The sequence below is a fragment of the Petralouisia sp. genome (genome assembly GCF_056822245.1).
Map to the genome: position 1 here is coordinate 1 of NZ_JBQIOP010000005.1, position 18000 is coordinate 18000.

16 protein-coding genes are annotated in these 18000 nt (G+C 46.5%); all 16 read right to left on the reverse strand.

All coding sequences use genetic code 11. From position 1 onward, the window contains the following. Positions 1-277: 277 nt before the first annotated feature. The 16 genes from ftsZ to ACTO17_RS03165 all read right to left on the reverse strand — a co-directional run bounded on the left by ftsZ (position 278) and on the right by ACTO17_RS03165 (position 17972). Positions 278-1504, reverse strand: a complete 1227-nt coding sequence (gene ftsZ / locus ACTO17_RS03090; protein WP_172536884.1) for a cell division protein FtsZ — start codon at positions 1502-1504, stop codon at positions 278-280. A 181-nt stretch (positions 1505-1685) separates the two neighbouring features. Beyond that, positions 1686-2435 (reverse strand): cell division protein FtsQ/DivIB, encoded by a 750-nt coding sequence (locus tag ACTO17_RS03095; protein WP_482556867.1) that lies wholly within the window; start codon positions 2433-2435, stop codon positions 1686-1688. Positions 2436-2438: 3 nt separating this feature from the next. Beyond that, the gene (locus tag ACTO17_RS03100) at positions 2439-3557 is read right to left on the reverse strand and encodes an FtsW/RodA/SpoVE family cell cycle protein (RefSeq protein WP_172536882.1); all 1119 of its coding nucleotides are present in this window, start codon (positions 3555-3557) and stop codon (positions 2439-2441) included. 29 nt (positions 3558-3586) lie between these two features. Continuing rightward, positions 3587-4954 (reverse strand): UDP-N-acetylmuramoyl-L-alanine--D-glutamate ligase, encoded by a 1368-nt coding sequence (gene murD / locus ACTO17_RS03105; RefSeq protein ID WP_482556868.1) that lies wholly within the window; start codon positions 4952-4954, stop codon positions 3587-3589. Between the two features lie 11 nt (positions 4955-4965). Then, complete coding sequence (gene mraY, locus ACTO17_RS03110; RefSeq protein WP_172536880.1) at positions 4966-5931, reverse strand: phospho-N-acetylmuramoyl-pentapeptide-transferase; 966 nt, start codon at positions 5929-5931, stop codon at positions 4966-4968. 53 nt (positions 5932-5984) lie between these two features. Beyond that, on the reverse strand, positions 5985-7823 hold the full coding sequence (locus ACTO17_RS03115) for a peptidoglycan D,D-transpeptidase FtsI family protein (protein WP_172536879.1): 1839 nt from the start codon (positions 7821-7823) through the stop codon (positions 5985-5987). A 75-nt stretch (positions 7824-7898) separates the two neighbouring features. Continuing rightward, the gene (locus ACTO17_RS03120) at positions 7899-10118 is read right to left on the reverse strand and encodes a peptidoglycan D,D-transpeptidase FtsI family protein (protein WP_482556915.1); all 2220 of its coding nucleotides are present in this window, start codon (positions 10116-10118) and stop codon (positions 7899-7901) included. Between the two features lie 75 nt (positions 10119-10193). Continuing rightward, positions 10194-10721, reverse strand: coding sequence for a hypothetical protein (locus tag ACTO17_RS03125; protein ID WP_172536888.1), 528 nt, complete (start codon positions 10719-10721; stop codon positions 10194-10196). Positions 10722-10748: 27 nt separating this feature from the next. Next, positions 10749-11693, reverse strand: a complete 945-nt coding sequence (rsmH, locus tag ACTO17_RS03130) for a 16S rRNA (cytosine(1402)-N(4))-methyltransferase RsmH (RefSeq protein ID WP_482556869.1) — start codon at positions 11691-11693, stop codon at positions 10749-10751. A 78-nt stretch (positions 11694-11771) separates the two neighbouring features. Beyond that, on the reverse strand, positions 11772-12203 hold the full coding sequence (gene mraZ, locus ACTO17_RS03135; RefSeq protein WP_172536876.1) for a division/cell wall cluster transcriptional repressor MraZ: 432 nt from the start codon (positions 12201-12203) through the stop codon (positions 11772-11774). 334 nt (positions 12204-12537) lie between these two features. Further along, positions 12538-13896: a methyl-accepting chemotaxis protein gene (locus ACTO17_RS03140; RefSeq protein WP_172536875.1), complete on the reverse strand. Its 1359-nt coding sequence runs from the start codon at positions 13894-13896 to the stop codon at positions 12538-12540. A 237-nt stretch (positions 13897-14133) separates the two neighbouring features. After that, positions 14134-14295: a Spo0E family sporulation regulatory protein-aspartic acid phosphatase gene (locus ACTO17_RS03145; RefSeq protein WP_172536874.1), complete on the reverse strand. Its 162-nt coding sequence runs from the start codon at positions 14293-14295 to the stop codon at positions 14134-14136. 126 nt (positions 14296-14421) lie between these two features. Beyond that, on the reverse strand, positions 14422-15024 hold the full coding sequence (locus tag ACTO17_RS03150) for a zinc dependent phospholipase C family protein (RefSeq protein WP_482556870.1): 603 nt from the start codon (positions 15022-15024) through the stop codon (positions 14422-14424). A 268-nt stretch (positions 15025-15292) separates the two neighbouring features. Beyond that, the gene (locus ACTO17_RS03155; protein WP_482556871.1) at positions 15293-15610 is read right to left on the reverse strand and encodes a DUF1540 domain-containing protein; all 318 of its coding nucleotides are present in this window, start codon (positions 15608-15610) and stop codon (positions 15293-15295) included. A gap of 121 nt (positions 15611-15731) precedes the next feature. After that, positions 15732-17702, reverse strand: a complete 1971-nt coding sequence (thrS, locus tag ACTO17_RS03160) for a threonine--tRNA ligase (protein WP_172536871.1) — start codon at positions 17700-17702, stop codon at positions 15732-15734. 30 nt (positions 17703-17732) lie between these two features. Continuing rightward, complete coding sequence (locus ACTO17_RS03165) at positions 17733-17972, reverse strand: hypothetical protein (RefSeq protein ID WP_172536870.1); 240 nt, start codon at positions 17970-17972, stop codon at positions 17733-17735. Positions 17973-18000 lie beyond the last annotated feature (28 nt).

Genomic DNA, 18000 nt, shown 5'->3' on the forward strand with positions numbered 1-18000 from the left:
ACTTAGGAATGAGGGCTTTCCCGAATTCCTTAGCCGCAGTTGGCAGTTAGTTCGCTGCAGCGCTGCCCGGTTTGCGTGAGGAAGGACCGGACTGAATTGCCGTCCGTTTCCAAAACCCTTTCGCCAAAATAAGTTCTCAGTGAGCCTTGTACAAAATGTCTTGCTTACCGTCCGTTTCCAAAAACCCTTTCGTCTTAAAAACAGCAAAAAAACAGCCATCCTGAATCAACATGGCTGTCTTTTCTATGTAATTTCTTAATACAATTTCTTTGCAAATCTATTTCCTTGTATTCTTCAAAAACTCCGGAATCTTAATATCCCGTTCCGGCACCGTGCTCTCCGGCCTTCTGGGCCTTTGGATTCCAAGAGTGGATGCCGTTACGCCCAGGTTCCCGGAACCTGCGTTGGATGACGACGGCTGATTCACTGACCCGTAAGGACTGGCCGGGCGGGTGACAGAGCCCAGGTTACTGGAGGTTCTTGCCGGAGTCGTCATTCTGGAAGGCGTATTCTGGGCATATTTCATGCTCGGCATTACCTTAGGCGCCGGAGCCGCGTCGCCAAGACCTGTGGCAATTACTGTTACAATTGCCTCATCCGTCATACTTTCGTCAAACTTGGCACCGAAGATAATATTTGCATTCTCGCCTGCCAAATCCTGCACATAGCTGGCTGCATCGCTGCCGTCCACAAGGGAGATATCTCCGGAAATATTGATAATCACATGGGAAGCGCCTGTAATGGTAGTTTCTAACAGAGGGCTTGCCACAGCAAGCTTCACTGCTTCTGTAGCCTTGTCGTCTCCCTTTGCCATACCGATACCGATATGAGCCATTCCCTTATCCTTCATTACGGTCTGGACATCTGCAAAGTCCAGATTGATCAATGCAGGTAAATTAATCAGGTCTGTAATTCCCTGTACCGCCTGCTGCAGCACTTCGTCTGCCTTTTTCAAAGCATCCGGCATGGTAGTCCTTCGGTCCACAATCTCCAAAAGCTTGTCATTGGGGATCACAATCAGGGTATCCACGCTTTCCTTTAAACGCTCAATGCCTCCCATGGCGTTGAGCATGCGGGCCTTGGCTTCAAAACGAAAGGGCTTCGTGACTACGCCTACGGTAAGGATTCCCATATCCTTGGCAATCTTTGCAACTACCGGTGCGGCTCCGGTTCCGGTTCCGCCTCCCATCCCGCAGGTTACAAACACCATATCTGCGCCTTTAATCTCTGCGGTCAGTTCGTCAATGCTCTCCTCCGCCGCTTTCTGACCGATTTCAGGCTGCGCGCCAGCTCCCAGTCCCTTTGTCAGCTTCTCGCCGATTTGAACCAATGTAGGTGCCTTACAAAGCGTCAGCGCCTGCTTGTCCGTGTTGATTCCGATAAACTCAACGCCGCCGATACTCTCATCAATCATTCTATTGACTGCATTATTTCCAGCCCCTCCAACACCAATTACGATGATTTTTGCACTGGAATCTGCCTCTGTTGTCATTATTTCAAGCAAGGTTCTTCCTCCTTTTATCCTCTATCTGAACTTTTCATTCTATATCCACTTTTAAACTCTTATACACTATACTATAATTTTTTGAAGAATTAATCAATAAGAAATTTTAATTTTATTGTATTTTTTTCAGTGGTATTTCTTTCTTTCCTGCAAAAATAACACAAATTTCGACAAATATATTCTATCCGGTTTTTTCAAAAGCAATATCCGTCGTGTGTTCCGTCCAGCTTTCCAGGTGCAGTGTGCCCTTCTGCCCGTCCAGCTTCGGCATAATATAAGAAAGCCTTACCACCTTCTCATTCAGATTTTGAGCCTGTCCAATCAGAACCGTAATTTCCCCATAGCTCAATGTAAAATTCCCTTCTCCTCCATATCTGACATTTTCCGGAACCTGTTCATATTTTTTCAGCATCTGCGTCAGCGACAACAGATTTTTCAAAATATCCTTGCCTTTGATCGGAAGTTTTTCATACAAAACGATTTGTTCCACATCCAGCCCGCTTATCACCGGAACGCCTTCTATCACTTCCGAGGACATTTCCACTACAAATCCGTCTTTGTCAAAATAAGCATTCTGCCCCAATGCATCAATATAAACCCTGCCCAGCAATGCTTTCTCATATACTTTGATTTCCAGTGTCTGGGGGGATTTGAGAAAAACCTCCATGCTGTCCACAAAAGGCATTTCCCGGGGTTCCACAAACTTGTATTTAAAATAAACATACAGGCTGTTCCAAGAATATTCATCATCCAGCAGCCAGTCTTTCATGGCCTCGTCGGAATAATGCTCATTGCCGGTTACTTTTACCTTCTTCACCGTGAACAAGTTAATTACAATCAGCGCCGCTATCGCCAAAAAGAGCAAAATCATAAGAATTGTCAGCCCTATTGTTTTCCATCGCTTTTTCTGCTTCCGTTTTCCTCTTCCCATGTCTTACTCCTGTTCCAGATGAATTCCCCTTGATACGCTTAGCACCAGTCCGATTTCCGCTAACAAAAACAGCACCGATGTTCCGCCGTAGCTGATAAACGGCAGGGAAATCCCCGTATTCGGTATGGTATTGGTTACTACCGCAATATTCAGTATTACCTGTATGGAAATATGGGCCAAAGCTCCTGTGACAATCAGCGCCCCATACAAATCCTGCGCATTGCTGGCAATGACCATAAATCTCCAGATAGTAATTACAAACAGCAGAATTACGCTGATGGCGCCGAATAACCCCAATTCCTCGCAGATAATCGAAAAAATCATATCGTTCTGGGCCTCCGGCACAAATCCCAGCTTCTGCATGCTGCCGCCCAGCCCCTTTCCAAAGAGTCCGCCGGAACCAATGGCATAAAGGCCCTGAAGCGTCTGATACCCCTTCTCGTATTTCTCCGGATTCAGCCAGATCCGCAGACGTTCCGCCCGGTAGGCTTCCATCATGATAAACACTGCTCCAAAAAGAATCACCGCCCCGCCTGCAATGAAAAACTGGGCGTATTTGGGGCTTGCCACAAATACCATGGAAATGGCAATTCCCAGTATAATAATTGCCGTGCTTAAGTTTCCGATTGCCACCACGGCAACCATGGGAAGGACAATTGCAATTATTTTCACTAATGAAGAAAACTTGCCCATCTGTTTGGGCATTTTACTGATAATTGTGGCCAGAAATACAATAATTGCCAGCTTTGCCGCCTCCGAGGGCTGAAAACTGGTAAATCCCAGGTTCAGCCAGCGCTTCGCGCCGTTTAATTCATCCCCGATGAAAAGCACCAGGGTGCATAACCCAAATGCCCCTATGTATGCAATCAGCCAGAAGTTTTTCCACACGCGGTAATCAATTTTGGAAACGATCACCATAGCTGCTATTCCCAAAGCGTCTGCCTGAAGCTGTTTTTTCAGATAATAGGCGGAATCCTTAAATTTAACCTGACCGTTGTATGCGCTTGTACTGTATAGCATGACCAGTCCGAAACAGATCAGAAAAAATACAATTAACAACAGCGTATAGTCAAAATAACGGATATTTTTTTGTCTTCTGTCTGCTTTTCCTTCTCTACCCATATCAGCACTCCTGACCTAGAATTTCACAGTTATTCCTCTAATGCCCTCGCCAGTTCCTTAAACATATTTCCCCGCTGCTCGTAATTTTTGAACATTCCCCAGCTTGCGCAGGCCGGTGAAAGCAAAACTGCGTCCCCGTCTTTTGCATGGTCAAAGCATACACTGACTGCTTCCTGCAGGCTGTCTGTAAGAATAATATCCTCCCCGGGATATCCAAGCCGGACTGCCGTATCCCTTATTTTCTCTCTGGTAGCTCCAAGCAGTACAAATTTCTTCACTTTTCCTTCAAAAGCCTGAATCCATTCCTCATACTCAGAATCCTTATCATATCCCCCTCCAATCAGTAAAGTAGGCCACTGCATGGCTCGTATGGCCTGAATTGCCGCGTCCGGATTAGTCCCTTTGGAGTCATTGTAAAAACGGACGCCCCTTTTTGTCACCACATATTCTATTCTATGCTCCACCGCTGCAAAAGTAACCAGAACTTCCCTGATTTTTTCCAGGGAAACTCCCGCCATCCTTGCCATTGCCCCAGCGGCCATCACATTTTCATAATTATGTTTTCCCAGAAGCTGAAGCTCATGTACATTGCATAAAACCTCCTGCTCCCCCTGCCAGCTCCAGATAATTTCTTCGCCCTCCAGATACATGCCCTCCTTCAGCTTCCTCTGGCTGCTGAAAAATACGATTCGGGCTTTCACCCCGGCAGAAAACTCCCGCAGCGCATCGTCCTCGTAATTCAGGATGCAGACCTGACGCTCCCCCTGATTGGCAGTGATCCGCTCTTTTGCCTTCCGGTAATTCTCCATGGTATGATGGCGGTTTAAATGATCCGGCGTAATATTCAAAATGGCAGAAACATCCGGGCAGAACCGGTTCACCGTTTCCAGCTGAAAGCTGCTGATTTCCGCCACCGTGACAGAAGCTTCTGTGGTTTTTGTCACCAGACTGGTATAGGGAATCCCAATATTCCCCACCACCTTCACATCCAGGCCCGCATGCCTCATAATCTCTCCCAGCAGGGAAGTGGTTGTGGTTTTCCCGTTGGTTCCGGTTACTGCAAGGACCCTGCCCTTCTCAAATACGGCGGCAAGCTCAATTTCGCCCCAGATTGCAAGACCCGCCTCTTTCATCCGCTCCACATCCGGAATATCCAGAGGCACCCCTGGGCTCAATATGGCAATGTCACAGTCCGAAAGTATATGCGCCGGCAGACAGCCGGTATAGATTTCAGCCTGTTCCAGCAAAGGAGATTTCTCTCTTATTTCCTCCGGCTGTTTCTCCTTACTGCCATCGTAAAGCACAACCGGAAGATGATGGTTTATCAGAAGCTCTGCAGCTGCAATTCCGCTGATTCCAGATCCCATAACCAAAAATTTCTTTCCATCCAGATTCAATGTTATCCCTCCTAAAGCGCAAGCAGCCCAATCAGGCATAAAATAGCCGTAATAATGGAAAATACCGCCACTACCCTTGTTTCAGACCATCCGCATAATTCAAAATGATGATGTATGGGAGCCATGCGGAAAATACGCTTTCCCCCTGTTTTCTTAAAATAAGTCACCTGTATCATGACTGACAGAAGCTCTACCCAGTAAATCAGCGCCACAATCAGAATAAAAATGGGCATCTGCAGCATATAGGCGGCGGAAGCCACAAATCCCCCCAATGCCAGAGAGCCGGTATCCCCCATAAAAACACTGGCAGGGTATACGTTAAAGAGCAAAAATCCCAGTAATGCCCCCACCACCGCGCAGGTAACCGGTTCTATGCCGCTGTCTGTCCCGATTGCCACCACTGAAAAAAATGTTGCAATCAATACCGTTACACTGGAAGCCAGCCCGTCTAAGCCGTCGGTGAAATTTGCGCCGTTTACGGTGCCCAGAATTGCCAGAAACATCACAGGGGCCGCCAGCCATCCCAAATCCAGATAGATTCCATGCTCGAAGCCTCCGGTAAAAGGAATCAGCATCTCAGAGGCTTTTTCTGTATATTGATTCATATAGAAAATAAACACAACGGTTACCAATATCTGTCCCGCCATTTTCTGCCAGGGCAGCAGCCCGTCGGAACGCCGCAGCACTACTTTCAGATAGTCATCCAGAAATCCGATAATGCCGAATCCTGCTGTCACAAAGAGAATGGGCAGCACTTTGGGGTAATCCTTCACATAAATCATGGAGGTCACCAGAATTCCGGCTAATATCATCAATCCGCCCATGGTAGGCGTACCGGCTTTTTTCAGATGGGATTTCAGCTCCTCCCGCTCGGTCTGCCCCACTTTTAATTTTCTCAGCACCGGAATTACCACAGGCCCCAAAAGGGCTGTAATGGCAAAGGCAATCAATACTGGAATTACAACGCTCTGTGTCATTTTCTCTACACCTCTTCATCTCTACGATGTTTTATGCTCACCGCATCTTTCTTTTAATTTTCCTCTGAATCTTCCTTCGAATCTTCCTGTTTTGGAACCGCCTGCCGCTCAATTCCCAGATAAGGCAGTATATTGGAAAAAATCTCCTTTACCACCGGGGCCGCTATGGTTCCTCCATAATAAATCCCCTGGGGATTATTGATAATCACAAGCGCAAGCACCTGTGGGTCCTCTGCAGGGGCAAAGCCCAGAAAAGAAGAAATATATTTGTTGGCGCTTCTTGGAAGCGTCTGGGAAGTGGCTGTTTTGCCTCCGATAGAAAAACCTTCTATGTATGCCCGTTTTCCGCTTCCCTCAGAAACTACTTTTTCAAGAACGCTGCGCAGCGTCTCTGATGTGCTTTCGCTGACAATCCCTTCTTTCACATCATACTGCAGCGTCTCAATTAATTTGCCCTGATCATCCTTGACTGATACGCCGAAATGGGGCGTAATCCGGTTTCCTCCATTAATTAAGGAAGAAACGGTTGTGGCAAGCTGAATGGGGGTAACCTGAAAAGACTGTCCGAAGGAAATGGTGGCCAGTTCCACAGGGCCTACATTTTTCCTGTCATGCATAATGGTGGACGCCTCTCCCGGAAGGTCGATTCCCGTCCGGTTTAACAGGCCGAACTGTTCAAAATACTTATATACATTGTCTACTCCCAGCCGCAGGCCCAGTTCGATAAATACCGGATTGCAGGAATTCATAATTCCCTGGGTAAAATCCTCGGAACCGTGCCCGGTTCTTTTGTGGCAGTGGATTCTTCTGTCCTCCACCATCTTATATCCGGGGCAGAAAAAGTGATCGTTTAAAGATACCACTCCTTCTTCAAAAGACGCCGCTGTGGTAATTGTTTTAAATACAGAACCCGGCTCATAAGTATCATTGATACAGGGATTCCGCCACATCTGATTCAGTAAATCCTGTTTATTCTGTTCTTTCGGCTTCTTCTCTTCTGTTTTCGTTCCTTCCGGTTCTGCCGCTGTCTCTTCTGTTTCGGCTGATTCGGGTTCTTCCTTTGTTTCCGTCTGTATCAGGGTAAAAGGATCGTTTAAGTCAAATTCCGGCACATTTACCATTGCCAGGATTTCGCCGTTATCCGGCTTCATCACAATTACCGAAACCCCGTCTGCAGATTTTGCCTCCATTACTTTTTTGGCCGCCTGTTCACAGTACATTTGAATATTGTAGTCCAGGCTGACATGGAGATTATAACCGTCTACCGGTTCCTGACGCCGTTCACCTGCATTTTCAATTTCAACTCCTCTGGCGTCTGTCAGAGTGAGAATCTTGCCGCTTTTACCTTTCAGATAATCTTCATACAGAACCTCCAGTCCAATAATTCCCTGGTTGTCGCCTCCGGTAAATCCCAGTACCCGGGATGCCAGTGTGCCGTAGGGGTAATAACGCTTGTAATCTTCGTCTACTTTTACCCCTGCCAGTCCATATCCGCGGATGCGGTCACCAACCTCCTTATCTACATTAGACTTCACCCGCTCAATGGAGCTTACCTTTTCCACCCGCTTGCGAACCGTTTCTTCTTCCATTTCCAGTTCTTTGGACAACACCCGGATTACCTCCTCCGGCTCTTTCAACTGGCTGTGAATGACGGAAATTGTACATACCGTCCGGTTCGTGGCAAGCACGGTACCGGTAGAATCAATGATCTTACCTCTGGCCGCCTTGATATCCCGTTCCCGCTCATGCAAATCCTCCGCTTTCTGTCCGTAATATTCAGAACAGAAAATCATCAGATACACCAGTCTGCCCACAAGAATTGACAGCACCAGAAGAATCACCGTAAAAACCACTAATAGTTTCCTCCGGTTAAAGGTTTTATTGCGAAACATACTGTAACCTCACAACAATAATTACTATAATCTATTACAAAATTTATGAGGTTATGTACTGTTTTTCCACTTTTCTTATTCTCCCTGGGGCGCTTCTGCCCCTTCGGGCATGACACCTGGCACGCCCTCCGCCGGATATTCGGGGCCTCCCGGATCTGCCGGCGCGCCGCCGCCCTCCTGGGGCTGTCCTTCTTCCGGATTGCTGCCCTCCTGAGGAGTATCTCCTTCTCCCTGGGGCGGCGGATTATTCGCTCCTTCCTGGCCGTCCCCTCCAGGATTCTCTCCCTGGGGAGTATCTCCTTCTCCCGGATTTCCTTCCTGGGGCCCTTCTTCCGGATTGCCGCCCTCCTGGGGAGTTCCCTCCGGATTTTCTGTTCCCTCCTGGGGGCTTCCCTCCGGATTTTCTGCTCCCTCCGGTGTGCCCGGCTCTCCTTGTGGATTATCAGGATTTTCCCCTTCTTCTATTTCTTCATCCTGAAATACATTCAAATAAGGAAGAATCTCTGTAAATATTTCTTTCGCCAGTTCTGTGGCAAGCGCGCTGCTCTGCTGATCCAACGGTACGTTTGCCTCGTCGATTACCACATAAACCAGTACCTCAGGATTCTCCACCGGAGCAAAACCAATAAAGGATACCACATATTTCTTGTCATCCCTGTCTCCCTTCTGGGCAGTTCCTGTTTTACCGCCCATGGAATACCCTTCCACCTTGGCGCTTCTGCCGGTTCCCTCGGATACAGTGCTGTAGAGATACTGTTTCACAGTGTCACTGGTCTGCCGGGAAACGGTCTGTTTCAAAACCACCGGCTCTATGGTCTGCACGGTATTTCCATTGTCATCCACAATTTTCTTCACAAGATGGGGCTGATAATAATATCCCCCATTAATCAGGGAAGAAAACGCCGATGCAAGCTGAACCGCCGTTACATTGAAGTTCTGTCCGAAGGAATTAGTGGCCAGAGAGGTGGTGTTTGTATTTTCCAAAGTATAAATCAGGCTGTCGGTTCTGGCTTCTCCCGGCAGATCGATGTTTGTCTTAAGGCCGAAATTAAAGATATTCTGATATTTGTAGTAATCTTCTTTTCCGATATCCTCCGCCATATGCATCATTGCATCATTGCAGGAATTCATCAGCGACTGTTCCATGGTCTGGGGACCGTGTCCGGAACGCTGCACGCATCGGATATCATGGCCGCCGATTTTCTCAATGCCGTCACAATCGTACCATTCTCTGGTTTTGCCAGTTTCCAATGCAGTGGCCACCGTAAAAGGCTTTGCAGTGGAACCTGGTTCATAAGTGTAAGTCAGGCAATAATTCTGCCAGATTTCATTGAGCTTTTCCAGTTTTTCGTTCTCATTAAAGGACTCTGTTTCTTCTTCTGAATAATACAGAGATAAATCCCTGGGGTTGTTCAGATCGTAAACAAGACTGTCCGACATGGCATAAATCTCACCGTTCTGGGGATTCATGACAATGACTCCCGTCTGTTTGCTGCCAGGGCCCTCTGTGACGCCGTCCCTGTATTTCTCCTGAAACGCCGCAATTTTTTCCTGGACAATCTTCTGAATATTCAAATCCAGTGTGGTCACAAGGGTATTGCCGTTGATGGGTTCTTTGATGGTTTTCTCAAAGTTGCTGTCAGAGTTCAGAAACCCGTACTGCCGGCCGTTGATGCCGTTTAAAATATCGTTGTAGTAATCCTCTAATCCGCCGATTCCCTCATTCCCTGAAGTAGTAAAGCCCAGAACTTTGCTTGCCAGCGTGCCATAAGGGTATTCCCTTTGGTATTCTTTCTCAAACCACACGCCCTGGACATTGGGATTTACCTTTTTTCCCTTTTTATTTACCTTCTCCACTAACTCCTGGAACTCTTTAATCTCTTTATAATACAGCTTTTTACGCAAAACAAAATAACGACTGTCTGGTTTCTCTGTCAGAGCAGCCATTACCTCTTCTTCCGTAACATCCGGGAAACATTTGGTCAGCGCCGCAATGGTAGGTTCTATATATTTCTTTACCTTTGTTCTTGTTTCCCAGTCATAAAATTCTTCATTCATCAGCTTACAGTCCAGAATCACATTATATACATCTACACTGTTTGCAAGTATGGTTCCTCTGGAATCCAGAATCTCGCCCCGCTGAAAGGGAATACTCTGACTTTCATATCCCTGCTGACTTAACACCTGCTTCTCGTATTCGTCGCCTTTGACCTGCTCAATATAAACCAGCCTTCCCACCAGACCGGCCAACATGGCCATAATAAACGATACCATTACCAGAAGCTTCTTCTTCATTCTTCTTGAAAACTTTAAAGGTTCCTGCTTTTTTTTCGGTCTTCTTTTTTTCGTTGCCAATCGTTATTACCTTCTTTATTTTGCCGGGATATCCTGATACTGATTCATGTAATCACTGGAATCCACTTCAAAATATATAATCTGATCTTTTCCAGGATAAACCATTCCCAATTCTCCTGTGGCTTTCTGGCGAATTTCCTCCAAATCCACAGAAGTGTCAATCCTCTTTTGTTCTGCATCGTTATCTGTCTTAAGGTTCAGCACTTCACTTTTCAGTGATGCCACACGCTTGATTCTGTTGGTAAGCTCTGACTGTAACGTCAGGTAAATTCCAGTAATTCCCACCATTACAGCCATGGCGGCTGCCAGAAACAGCACATAGCCCGGACTCATCTGAAGCGCTTTTTCCTGATTTCTTTTGGCTGCCGCCCGAAGCGCCCGCTTTCTCTCCCGCTGTTCTCTGTCTATTCTCTGTTTTTCCTTAAGCTGCCGATGGGTCTCCTCGCTTCGCCGCACCGGGTCCGGCTGCAGTTTTCTTACTGTATTCCCTTCTATATAACTTACAGTTTTTTCCTTACGCGCTGCATTCCTCTGCTGTCTCAATGCTTTCACTCCTATCTTTTCTATGCCTTACATCTTATGCCTTTCGAATACTCTCAGTTTCGCACTTTTCGCTCGTGAATTACATTCCAGTTCTTCTTCAGACGGCAGAACAGGCTTTCTGGTCACGGTTTTTCCCATTGACTTCTTCCCGCATACACAAACCGGAAAATCCGGCGGGCAGGTACATGGATGCTCACATTTCCGGAAAATATTCTTTACAATTCTGTCCTCCAGGGAATGGAACGTAATGACGCAAATCCTTCCTCCCGGACTTAACAGCTCTGTCATATTCTCCAGAGAATCCTGTAACACTTCCAGTTCGCCGTTCAGTTCAATGCGAATCGCCTGAAACGTGCGCTTGGCAGGATGTCCGCCATTCTTCCGTACCTTGGCAGGAATCGCCCTTTTGATAATCTCCGTTAATTCTCCTGCTGTTTCAATCTCCTTCTCTTCTCTAGCTTTTATCATATGTTTTGCAATGTTTTTCGCAAATTTATCCTCCCCATAGTCCCGAATGATCCGGTACAACTCTGTCTCACTGTATGTATTGACTACATCTCTGGCCGTAAGCCTCTGACGCTGATCCATCCGCATATCCAGAGGCGCATCTTCTGTCCGATAGGTAAAGCCCCGTTCAGGATCATCCAACTGATAGGAAGAAACTCCCAAATCAAGCAGAATTCCATCCACCTGGCCAATCCCGCGTTCTGACAAAACCTCCGGCATCTGCCGGTAATTGCTTCTGACAATCTCTGTTCTGTCCTGAAATTCTGACAGCCGGCTGGCCGCTGCTCTGACTGCATCTTCGTCCTGATCAATTCCGATCAGTTTCCCGTTTGGGGACAGGCGCCTGCAAATCTCATATGCATGTCCGCCGCCTCCCAGTGTTCCGTCCACATATATTCCATCAGGGTTAATCTTCAGGTATTCCATTGTCTCTCTTAACAGTACAGATTTGTGCCTGAATTCCATATATTCCCTTTCCGTTTCTTCTTCTATATTATTTCTTCTGTTTCGGCTCCTGCATCAATCATCTTCTCAAAGGCTGCATCAAATCGTAAGTCCCAGGCTTGCCATGTGCTCTGCGATTTCTTCCACATCATCGTATTCATTGGTATCCTGCCATCTGTCTTTGTTCCAGATTTCGATATGGTTCACTACGCCTGCCAAAACAACTTCTTTCTCAATTCCGGCAAATTCCCTGAGGTTAGCCGGAAGCAGTACACGCCCCTGTTTGTCCACTTCGCAGGTTGCTGCGCCTGCAAAGAAAAATCTTGCAAACTTACGGGCTTCTTTGGAGAACTGTGACACTTCCCTGAACTTGGTTTCCATAAGCTTCCACTCATCACCGGAATACACGAATAAGCATCCATCCAGTCCCTTTGTCACAACAAATTCATCGCCCAGCAATTCTCTGAATTTGGATGGAACTATCAGTCTGCCCTTTGTATCAACTGTGTGATTGTATTCACCCATGAACATAGACATCACCTTCTGCCAGAAAAGATGGGGGACTTACTTTGTGGGTATTGGCTGCACTGTCTTCCACTTATTCACCACTTATCACCCTTTTTTACCACTTCTCTCCACTTTTATTACATTCTAGCCTATCACAGACAAAAAAGCAATAGTAAATTTGTGAATTCCCCTGTACCTCCTGCCCCTCTTTTGGGGTCAGATATCTGCTAATCCCGCTGAAAACCTGGCTTTTTTTATATTTTCCCACAAAAAAAGAAGGTAAATGAATTTTCATTTTCCTTCTTTTTATCCGCTGTGGGCGAAAGCCCCGCTTATTGACAACCGTATAAGATTTGCTTTAAGCTTCTGCAATCCGAAGCATTTTCTCCATATCTGAGATCAATTCTCTGGAATATTCTTCCGCTGCCCGGCACACCTGCTCCGCTTTGGCGTAATCCTCACTGAACAGCGCGTTGATCACGTCAGAACCAAATCCATGGAACTTCTGATGCTTCTCAGCCAATCCGTCCCATATCTCGCGGATTCCCGGTATCTCCGGTGTAAAAGAGTAATAAAAGTGTCCGAATCCGCATTTGGTGGAGTCCAGCTGCAGAGGCACAATCACCCGCTCCCTGACCATCTTCTCCAGATTCTTAATCCAGGTGCGGTGCGCATGGATGGCATTCTGTACATATCTGCAGAATTCTGAATTCTTCATATGGAAAAAACTGTCAGCGGACATCGCGCCCATCTGTTTGACCGCAGAATCCAGAGTTTCCTCAATCTCCACAACCGGTTCGGTAGCCTTCATCAGCTCATTTCCGATGTCACGCATAAAATCTGTGCTGTTTCTCAGCTGATTCTCCATCTCGGCCATGGTACTGCTGATCTCTTCACTGACTGCTGCAAGAGAAGTAACAGACTCGCTGACCTTTGACACATGCTTTTGATTCTCATCATTCAGTTCCCATACATTCCCAATCTTTCCTGTCATAGTTCCAAGCGCATCTATCGTATTGGTGGTGCTTCCGGCGCTCTTTTGAGACGCTCCCCGGATTCCTTCCACAAACTCGCCCATATCTCCAGTCAGCTTCTGGGTCTGTTCCGCCAAAGCGCGGATCTCATCTGCCACTACGGCAAATCCCCGGCCTGCCCGGCCCGCCCTTGCAGCCTCTATGGAAGCATTCAATGCAAGCAGGTTGGTCTGCATGGAAATAGACTCTATTCCGGCAATGACCTCATTCATATTATTAATCACATCTAACAGTTCATCCATATCCTTGCGCATCTCTTTGGATACTTCAATGGCCTGGGAGGAAAGATCCCGGATCGCGGTAAGCTCCTGCTGTCCCTTCTCTATCTTCTGATAAACCTCTTCCGTCTCTTCCGACACACGGATAATCGTATTGGTCAGCTGCTCCAGGGAATTATTTCCTTCCACCTCAGAATGATCTCCGGAAGCTCCGAAAATTACCTCTGTCGCTTTCGCCACATTATGGGATATTTCAAGAATCTTGTCAGTTTCATGCTGTACCGTTAAGTCCAGGGAACTGATCTGCATTACTGCCTTAAGATTCTTCTCAAGAATCTCTGAAAATTGATCTCTGCTATGTACCAGCCGCTGATAGATGCTGCCTAACTCCGGTTCTCCTGCGTAATTGTCATCCCTCAGCTCTGAAATTGATTTCACCAGCTTTTTTGTTTTTCCAAGTCCCATATCATGCCCTCGTTTCTGAAATAATATTGCATTTCTTAATAAGATGGTATTCTCTCTATATTCTTTATCAAATATTGCCAAATGTCAATATTTTTTTATAATTTTTAACAGAAAAACAGAACTGAGTTCCGTTTCATCCCATCTCATGAACTTCCCTCAGCTCTGTCTCTCCCCTTGGAAGCGCCAACGGCCATGGGCGCCTCCCTATTCTGTTGTTGCTTCATTCAGCCGCTCTCTCTACAGCTGAACTTCCTCTTTGCACTGCATGTAGGTTTCGATCAGCTTGTCTAACTGAAGACTCATCTGATAGCATTCCGGCGTCCAGATGTTCTTCCCAGCCTCTACATCCAATGCTTTCCGTTTAATTTCAATCTCTCTCACCAGCTCTGACATATTCATCTTATGCTCCTTTTCTCCCCTCTTCCATATTGTATAATCTTTGGGAAAAAAAAGCAAACGAAAATCGCCATTTTTTTACAGGACATTTCGACATAAAACACTTTTTTTCGACAATTCCTCACTTTATCAGCTGGCAGCAGCCATGGTCTGAGACTCAGAATCTCTTTTAATCAGCCGGATTACGGCCACCACCACCTGATGGCACAATGTCACAATATGTCGACAGTCATCTTCGACAGAATTCTTCAATTTAACATAAGTTTCGTGAGCTTTCCTGATAAAATTACAAATATCTGCCGTGCTGTTTAAGTTTACCACTGACAGGCGAACCCACTCACTGTTTTTCTCCGCCTCGCCGCTGGCGATGTATTCCTTCAGCCCCCGCTTCAGGTGTTCTTCATAAATACAGTGTTCTTTTAAATTCCCCGGATAGTGGGGATTGTGCGGAAAGGTAAAATAATCTGCTATGTAATGGATCACTTCTCCCAGGTTTCGGTAAAACACCCTCATATTAATCTGGGCGTTCTTCTGACGCTCCACCAGTTCCTCCAGTTCGTGCTGCACCTTGGGAAACGTTCCTTCCATTTCATGCTTTATGGTAATAAAGGAAGGTTTGCAGTCCGGCAGGATACTTCCTAAATAAAATGCCTTCTTGTGCTTCTGAAGCTCCTGTTCTCCTAAACTGTCAACAATGTATTTCGCTAATGATATATGAGATTTCTTTCTCAATGTTATCCTCCATATGCTGTCTGCTGCCTGTGCTTCTTCCCGATTCTGCCTTCTATCCGCTTTTTAAGGCCTCTGTATGCAGGGATAGCTTCATTCCATGCAAAAACAGGAAGAAGAATGATAAACGCTACAGTTCCATTCTACTTCCTGTTTTCACATATTACAAGTATTTTTTAAAAATTCATATACTTTTCGTAAATTTTGACAATTTTTGACAATTTTGTCCCTGTCTGCTCATACAGTCTGAACGTTCCGAATCTTTCTCTGGCTATTTGCAGTGACAGTCAAAGCTTGCGCACTCTGTTTCTCCGCAACTGCATGCGTTGCTTCCGGCAATTCCGATCTCCTTCGCGCTGCACTTGCAGTTATCATTAAAGCCGCAGTTAGTGGCCCGGCACTTTACATCCGTTTCTTCGCTTGCGTGTCCCACAGAGTTCATCATGGTTCCGGTTCTCTCCCGGAAGCTCTCGCAGCAGGTCTCATTGGATTTTGACGCGCCATGGCCTCCGATGGTAATGTCCTGTTTGGAACAGAGCTGTTCCTGGTTGTACATGCAGTTTTTCACTGAACATTTTAACTGAGTCATTTTAAATCTCCTTTCTTACCGCAACAATCATACAGCGGATGTTTCGCTTCTTTTTGCTCACCATCCGCTGTATTAGTATTTGAAAATTTAAAATGAATTATGCATGATATTTCCGCTTATATCATTTTTTGGGTTCTTCTGCCAGTTCTTCTCTGCGGATTTCCCTGGTGCGGATCTCTTTGCAGATCTGGTCAATAAATTCTCCCAGAGGCTTCACGCCCTCATCGCCTGCAAACCTGCTTCTGACAGACACGGTCTTATCTGCCTCCTCCTGCTGTCCCACAACCAGCATATAAGGCACTTTTTCCAGCCTGCTCTCTCTGATTTTGTATCCGATTTTTTCGGAACGATTGTCCACCGTACAGAGGATTCCGTTCGCTTTCAGTTCTTTCTCCACTTTCTCTGCATAGGCTTCATATTTATCGGAAATCGGCAGCACTCTCACCTGCTCCGGGCACAGCCAGGTGGGGAATTTGCCGGCATATTTCTCAATCAGCCATGCCAGCGTCCTCTCATAACAGCCCATGGAGGTTCTGTGAATAATATAAGGACGCACTTTATCACCATTCTGATCAATATAATACATGTCAAATTGTTCTGCCAGAAGCGCATCCCACTGAATGGTAATCATGGTGTCCTCTTTTCCGTAAACATTTTTGGCATTGATATCGATTTTAGGCCCGTAGAATGCGGCTTCCCCCACTTCTTCTGTGTACTTGATTTCCAGTTCATCCATAATTTCCCGCATATGCTGCTGGGTTTCTTCCCAGACTTCCGGTTCCCCGATGTACTTTTCACGGTTTTCCGGGTCCCACTTGGACAGGTGGTACGTCACATCCTCCTCCACGCCCAGGGTAGACAGACAGTGTTTGGCCAGCGCAAGGCACTTTTTGAATTCTTCTACCATCTGATCCGGCCGCACCACCAGATGGCCCTCAGAAATCGTAAACTGGCGGACTCTGGTCAGCCCGTGCATTTCTCCGGAGTCCTCATTGCGGAACAATGTGGAAGTCTCGCCGTAACGCAGCGGAAGGTCACGATAGGAATGCTGCTCCGCTTTGTATACATAATACTGGAAGGGGCAGGTCATGGGACGCAGCGCCATCACTTCTTTGTCCTTTTCCTCATCTCCCAACACAAACATGCCGTCTGTATAGTGATCCCAGTGTCCTGAAATTTTATACAGATCAGATTTGGCCATCAGAGGAGTTTTAGTGCGGATATACCCCCATTCATTGTCCTCTAAATCTTCAATCCACCGCTGCATGGTCTGAATAATCTTGGCTCCCTTCGGCATCAGCAGAGGGAGTCCCTGTCCGATCACATCCACCGTGGTAAACAGCTTCAGTTCCCGGCCCAGTTTGTTGTGATCCCGCTTCTTAATATCCTCTAAATGCTCCAGATAAGCATTCAGTTCCTCTTTTGTGGCAAAAGCCGTGCCGTAGATTCTCTGAAGCTGGGCTTTGTCTGAATCTCCCCGCCAGTAAGCCATGGAGGAGGAAATCAGCTTAAATGCCTTCACCGGCTTTGTGCTCATCAGATGGGGGCCCGCACAGAGGTCGGTAAACCCTTCGCCCTGTTTATAGAAAGAAATCTCCGCATCCTCCGGCAGATCCTCAATCAGTTCCACCTTATAGGGTTCCTCTTTGTCTTTCATCAATTGAATGGCTTCCTCCCTGGGCAGGGTAAACTTCTCCAGGCGCTTGCCTTCTTTTATAATTTTCTTCATTTCTTTTTCCAGATTGTCCAAATCCTCCCTGGAAAATGGCTCCGCTTCAAAATCATAGTAGAACCCCTCGTCAATGGAAGGGCCGATTGCCAGCTTCGCTTGGGGGAACAGACGCTTTACCGCCTCTGCAAGCACATGGGAGCAGGTATGGCGGACCGTGCGGATTCCCTCTGAATCTTTCTGGGTGAGAAGATTCAGCCCGCAGTCACGGTCAAGAACCGTCCGCAGATCCATCACTGTTCCATCCACTTCTCCGGCGCAGGCCATGCGGGCCAGCCCTTCGCTGATATCCAGCGCAATGTCATAAATACTCTTTGGTTCACTGTATTCTTTCACGGAACCGTCTTTTAATGTAATTTTCATTTCTTATGCTCCTTTTTCTGCCTCTTCTTACTAAAAAGAAAGCTCATCCTCTTCCATATCATCGGAATCTTCCCATTCATCAAAGAAATCATCTGAAGGTCCATTGCCGTTATGACTGCCGATGGTGGTATGTTTGATTCGTTTGGGGGCAAATACAAACCCTATTACAATTCCCCCCAACAGGCTGGATGCAATGGTCAGTATATATTCTTTCTTTGTCATAGCCACAACATCTGTTAACGTCTGAGTCCATTCTTTTAATCTGCACATAGTCATTCTCCTTTCAAATCAGCGGTCT

Bases quoted from the DNA above. Each gene is read 5' to 3' on its own strand.
- rsmH (WP_482556869.1), bottom strand. From the start codon at position 11,693: ATGGAATTCAGGCACAAATCTGTACTGTTAAGAGAGACAATGGAATAC.
- ACTO17_RS03120 (WP_482556915.1), bottom strand. From the start codon at position 10,118: ATGAAGAAGAAGCTTCTGGTAATGGTATCGTTTATTATGGCCATGTTG.
- ACTO17_RS03155 (WP_482556871.1), bottom strand. From the start codon at position 15,610: ATGACTCAGTTAAAATGTTCAGTGAAAAACTGCATGTACAACCAGGAA.
- mraY (WP_172536880.1), bottom strand. From the start codon at position 5,931: ATGACACAGAGCGTTGTAATTCCAGTATTGATTGCCTTTGCCATTACA.
- ACTO17_RS03145 (WP_172536874.1), bottom strand. From the start codon at position 14,295: ATGAATATGTCAGAGCTGGTGAGAGAGATTGAAATTAAACGGAAAGCA.
- mraZ (WP_172536876.1), bottom strand. From the start codon at position 12,203: ATGTTCATGGGTGAATACAATCACACAGTTGATACAAAGGGCAGACTG.
- ACTO17_RS03165 (WP_172536870.1), bottom strand. From the start codon at position 17,972: ATGTGCAGATTAAAAGAATGGACTCAGACGTTAACAGATGTTGTGGCT.
- ACTO17_RS03100 (WP_172536882.1), bottom strand. From the start codon at position 3,557: ATGGGTAGAGAAGGAAAAGCAGACAGAAGACAAAAAAATATCCGTTAT.
- ACTO17_RS03095 (WP_482556867.1), bottom strand. From the start codon at position 2,435: ATGGGAAGAGGAAAACGGAAGCAGAAAAAGCGATGGAAAACAATAGGG.
- ACTO17_RS03115 (WP_172536879.1), bottom strand. From the start codon at position 7,823: ATGTTTCGCAATAAAACCTTTAACCGGAGGAAACTATTAGTGGTTTTT.
- thrS (WP_172536871.1), bottom strand. From the start codon at position 17,702: ATGAAAATTACATTAAAAGACGGTTCCGTGAAAGAATACAGTGAACCA.
- ACTO17_RS03140 (WP_172536875.1), bottom strand. From the start codon at position 13,896: ATGGGACTTGGAAAAACAAAAAAGCTGGTGAAATCAATTTCAGAGCTG.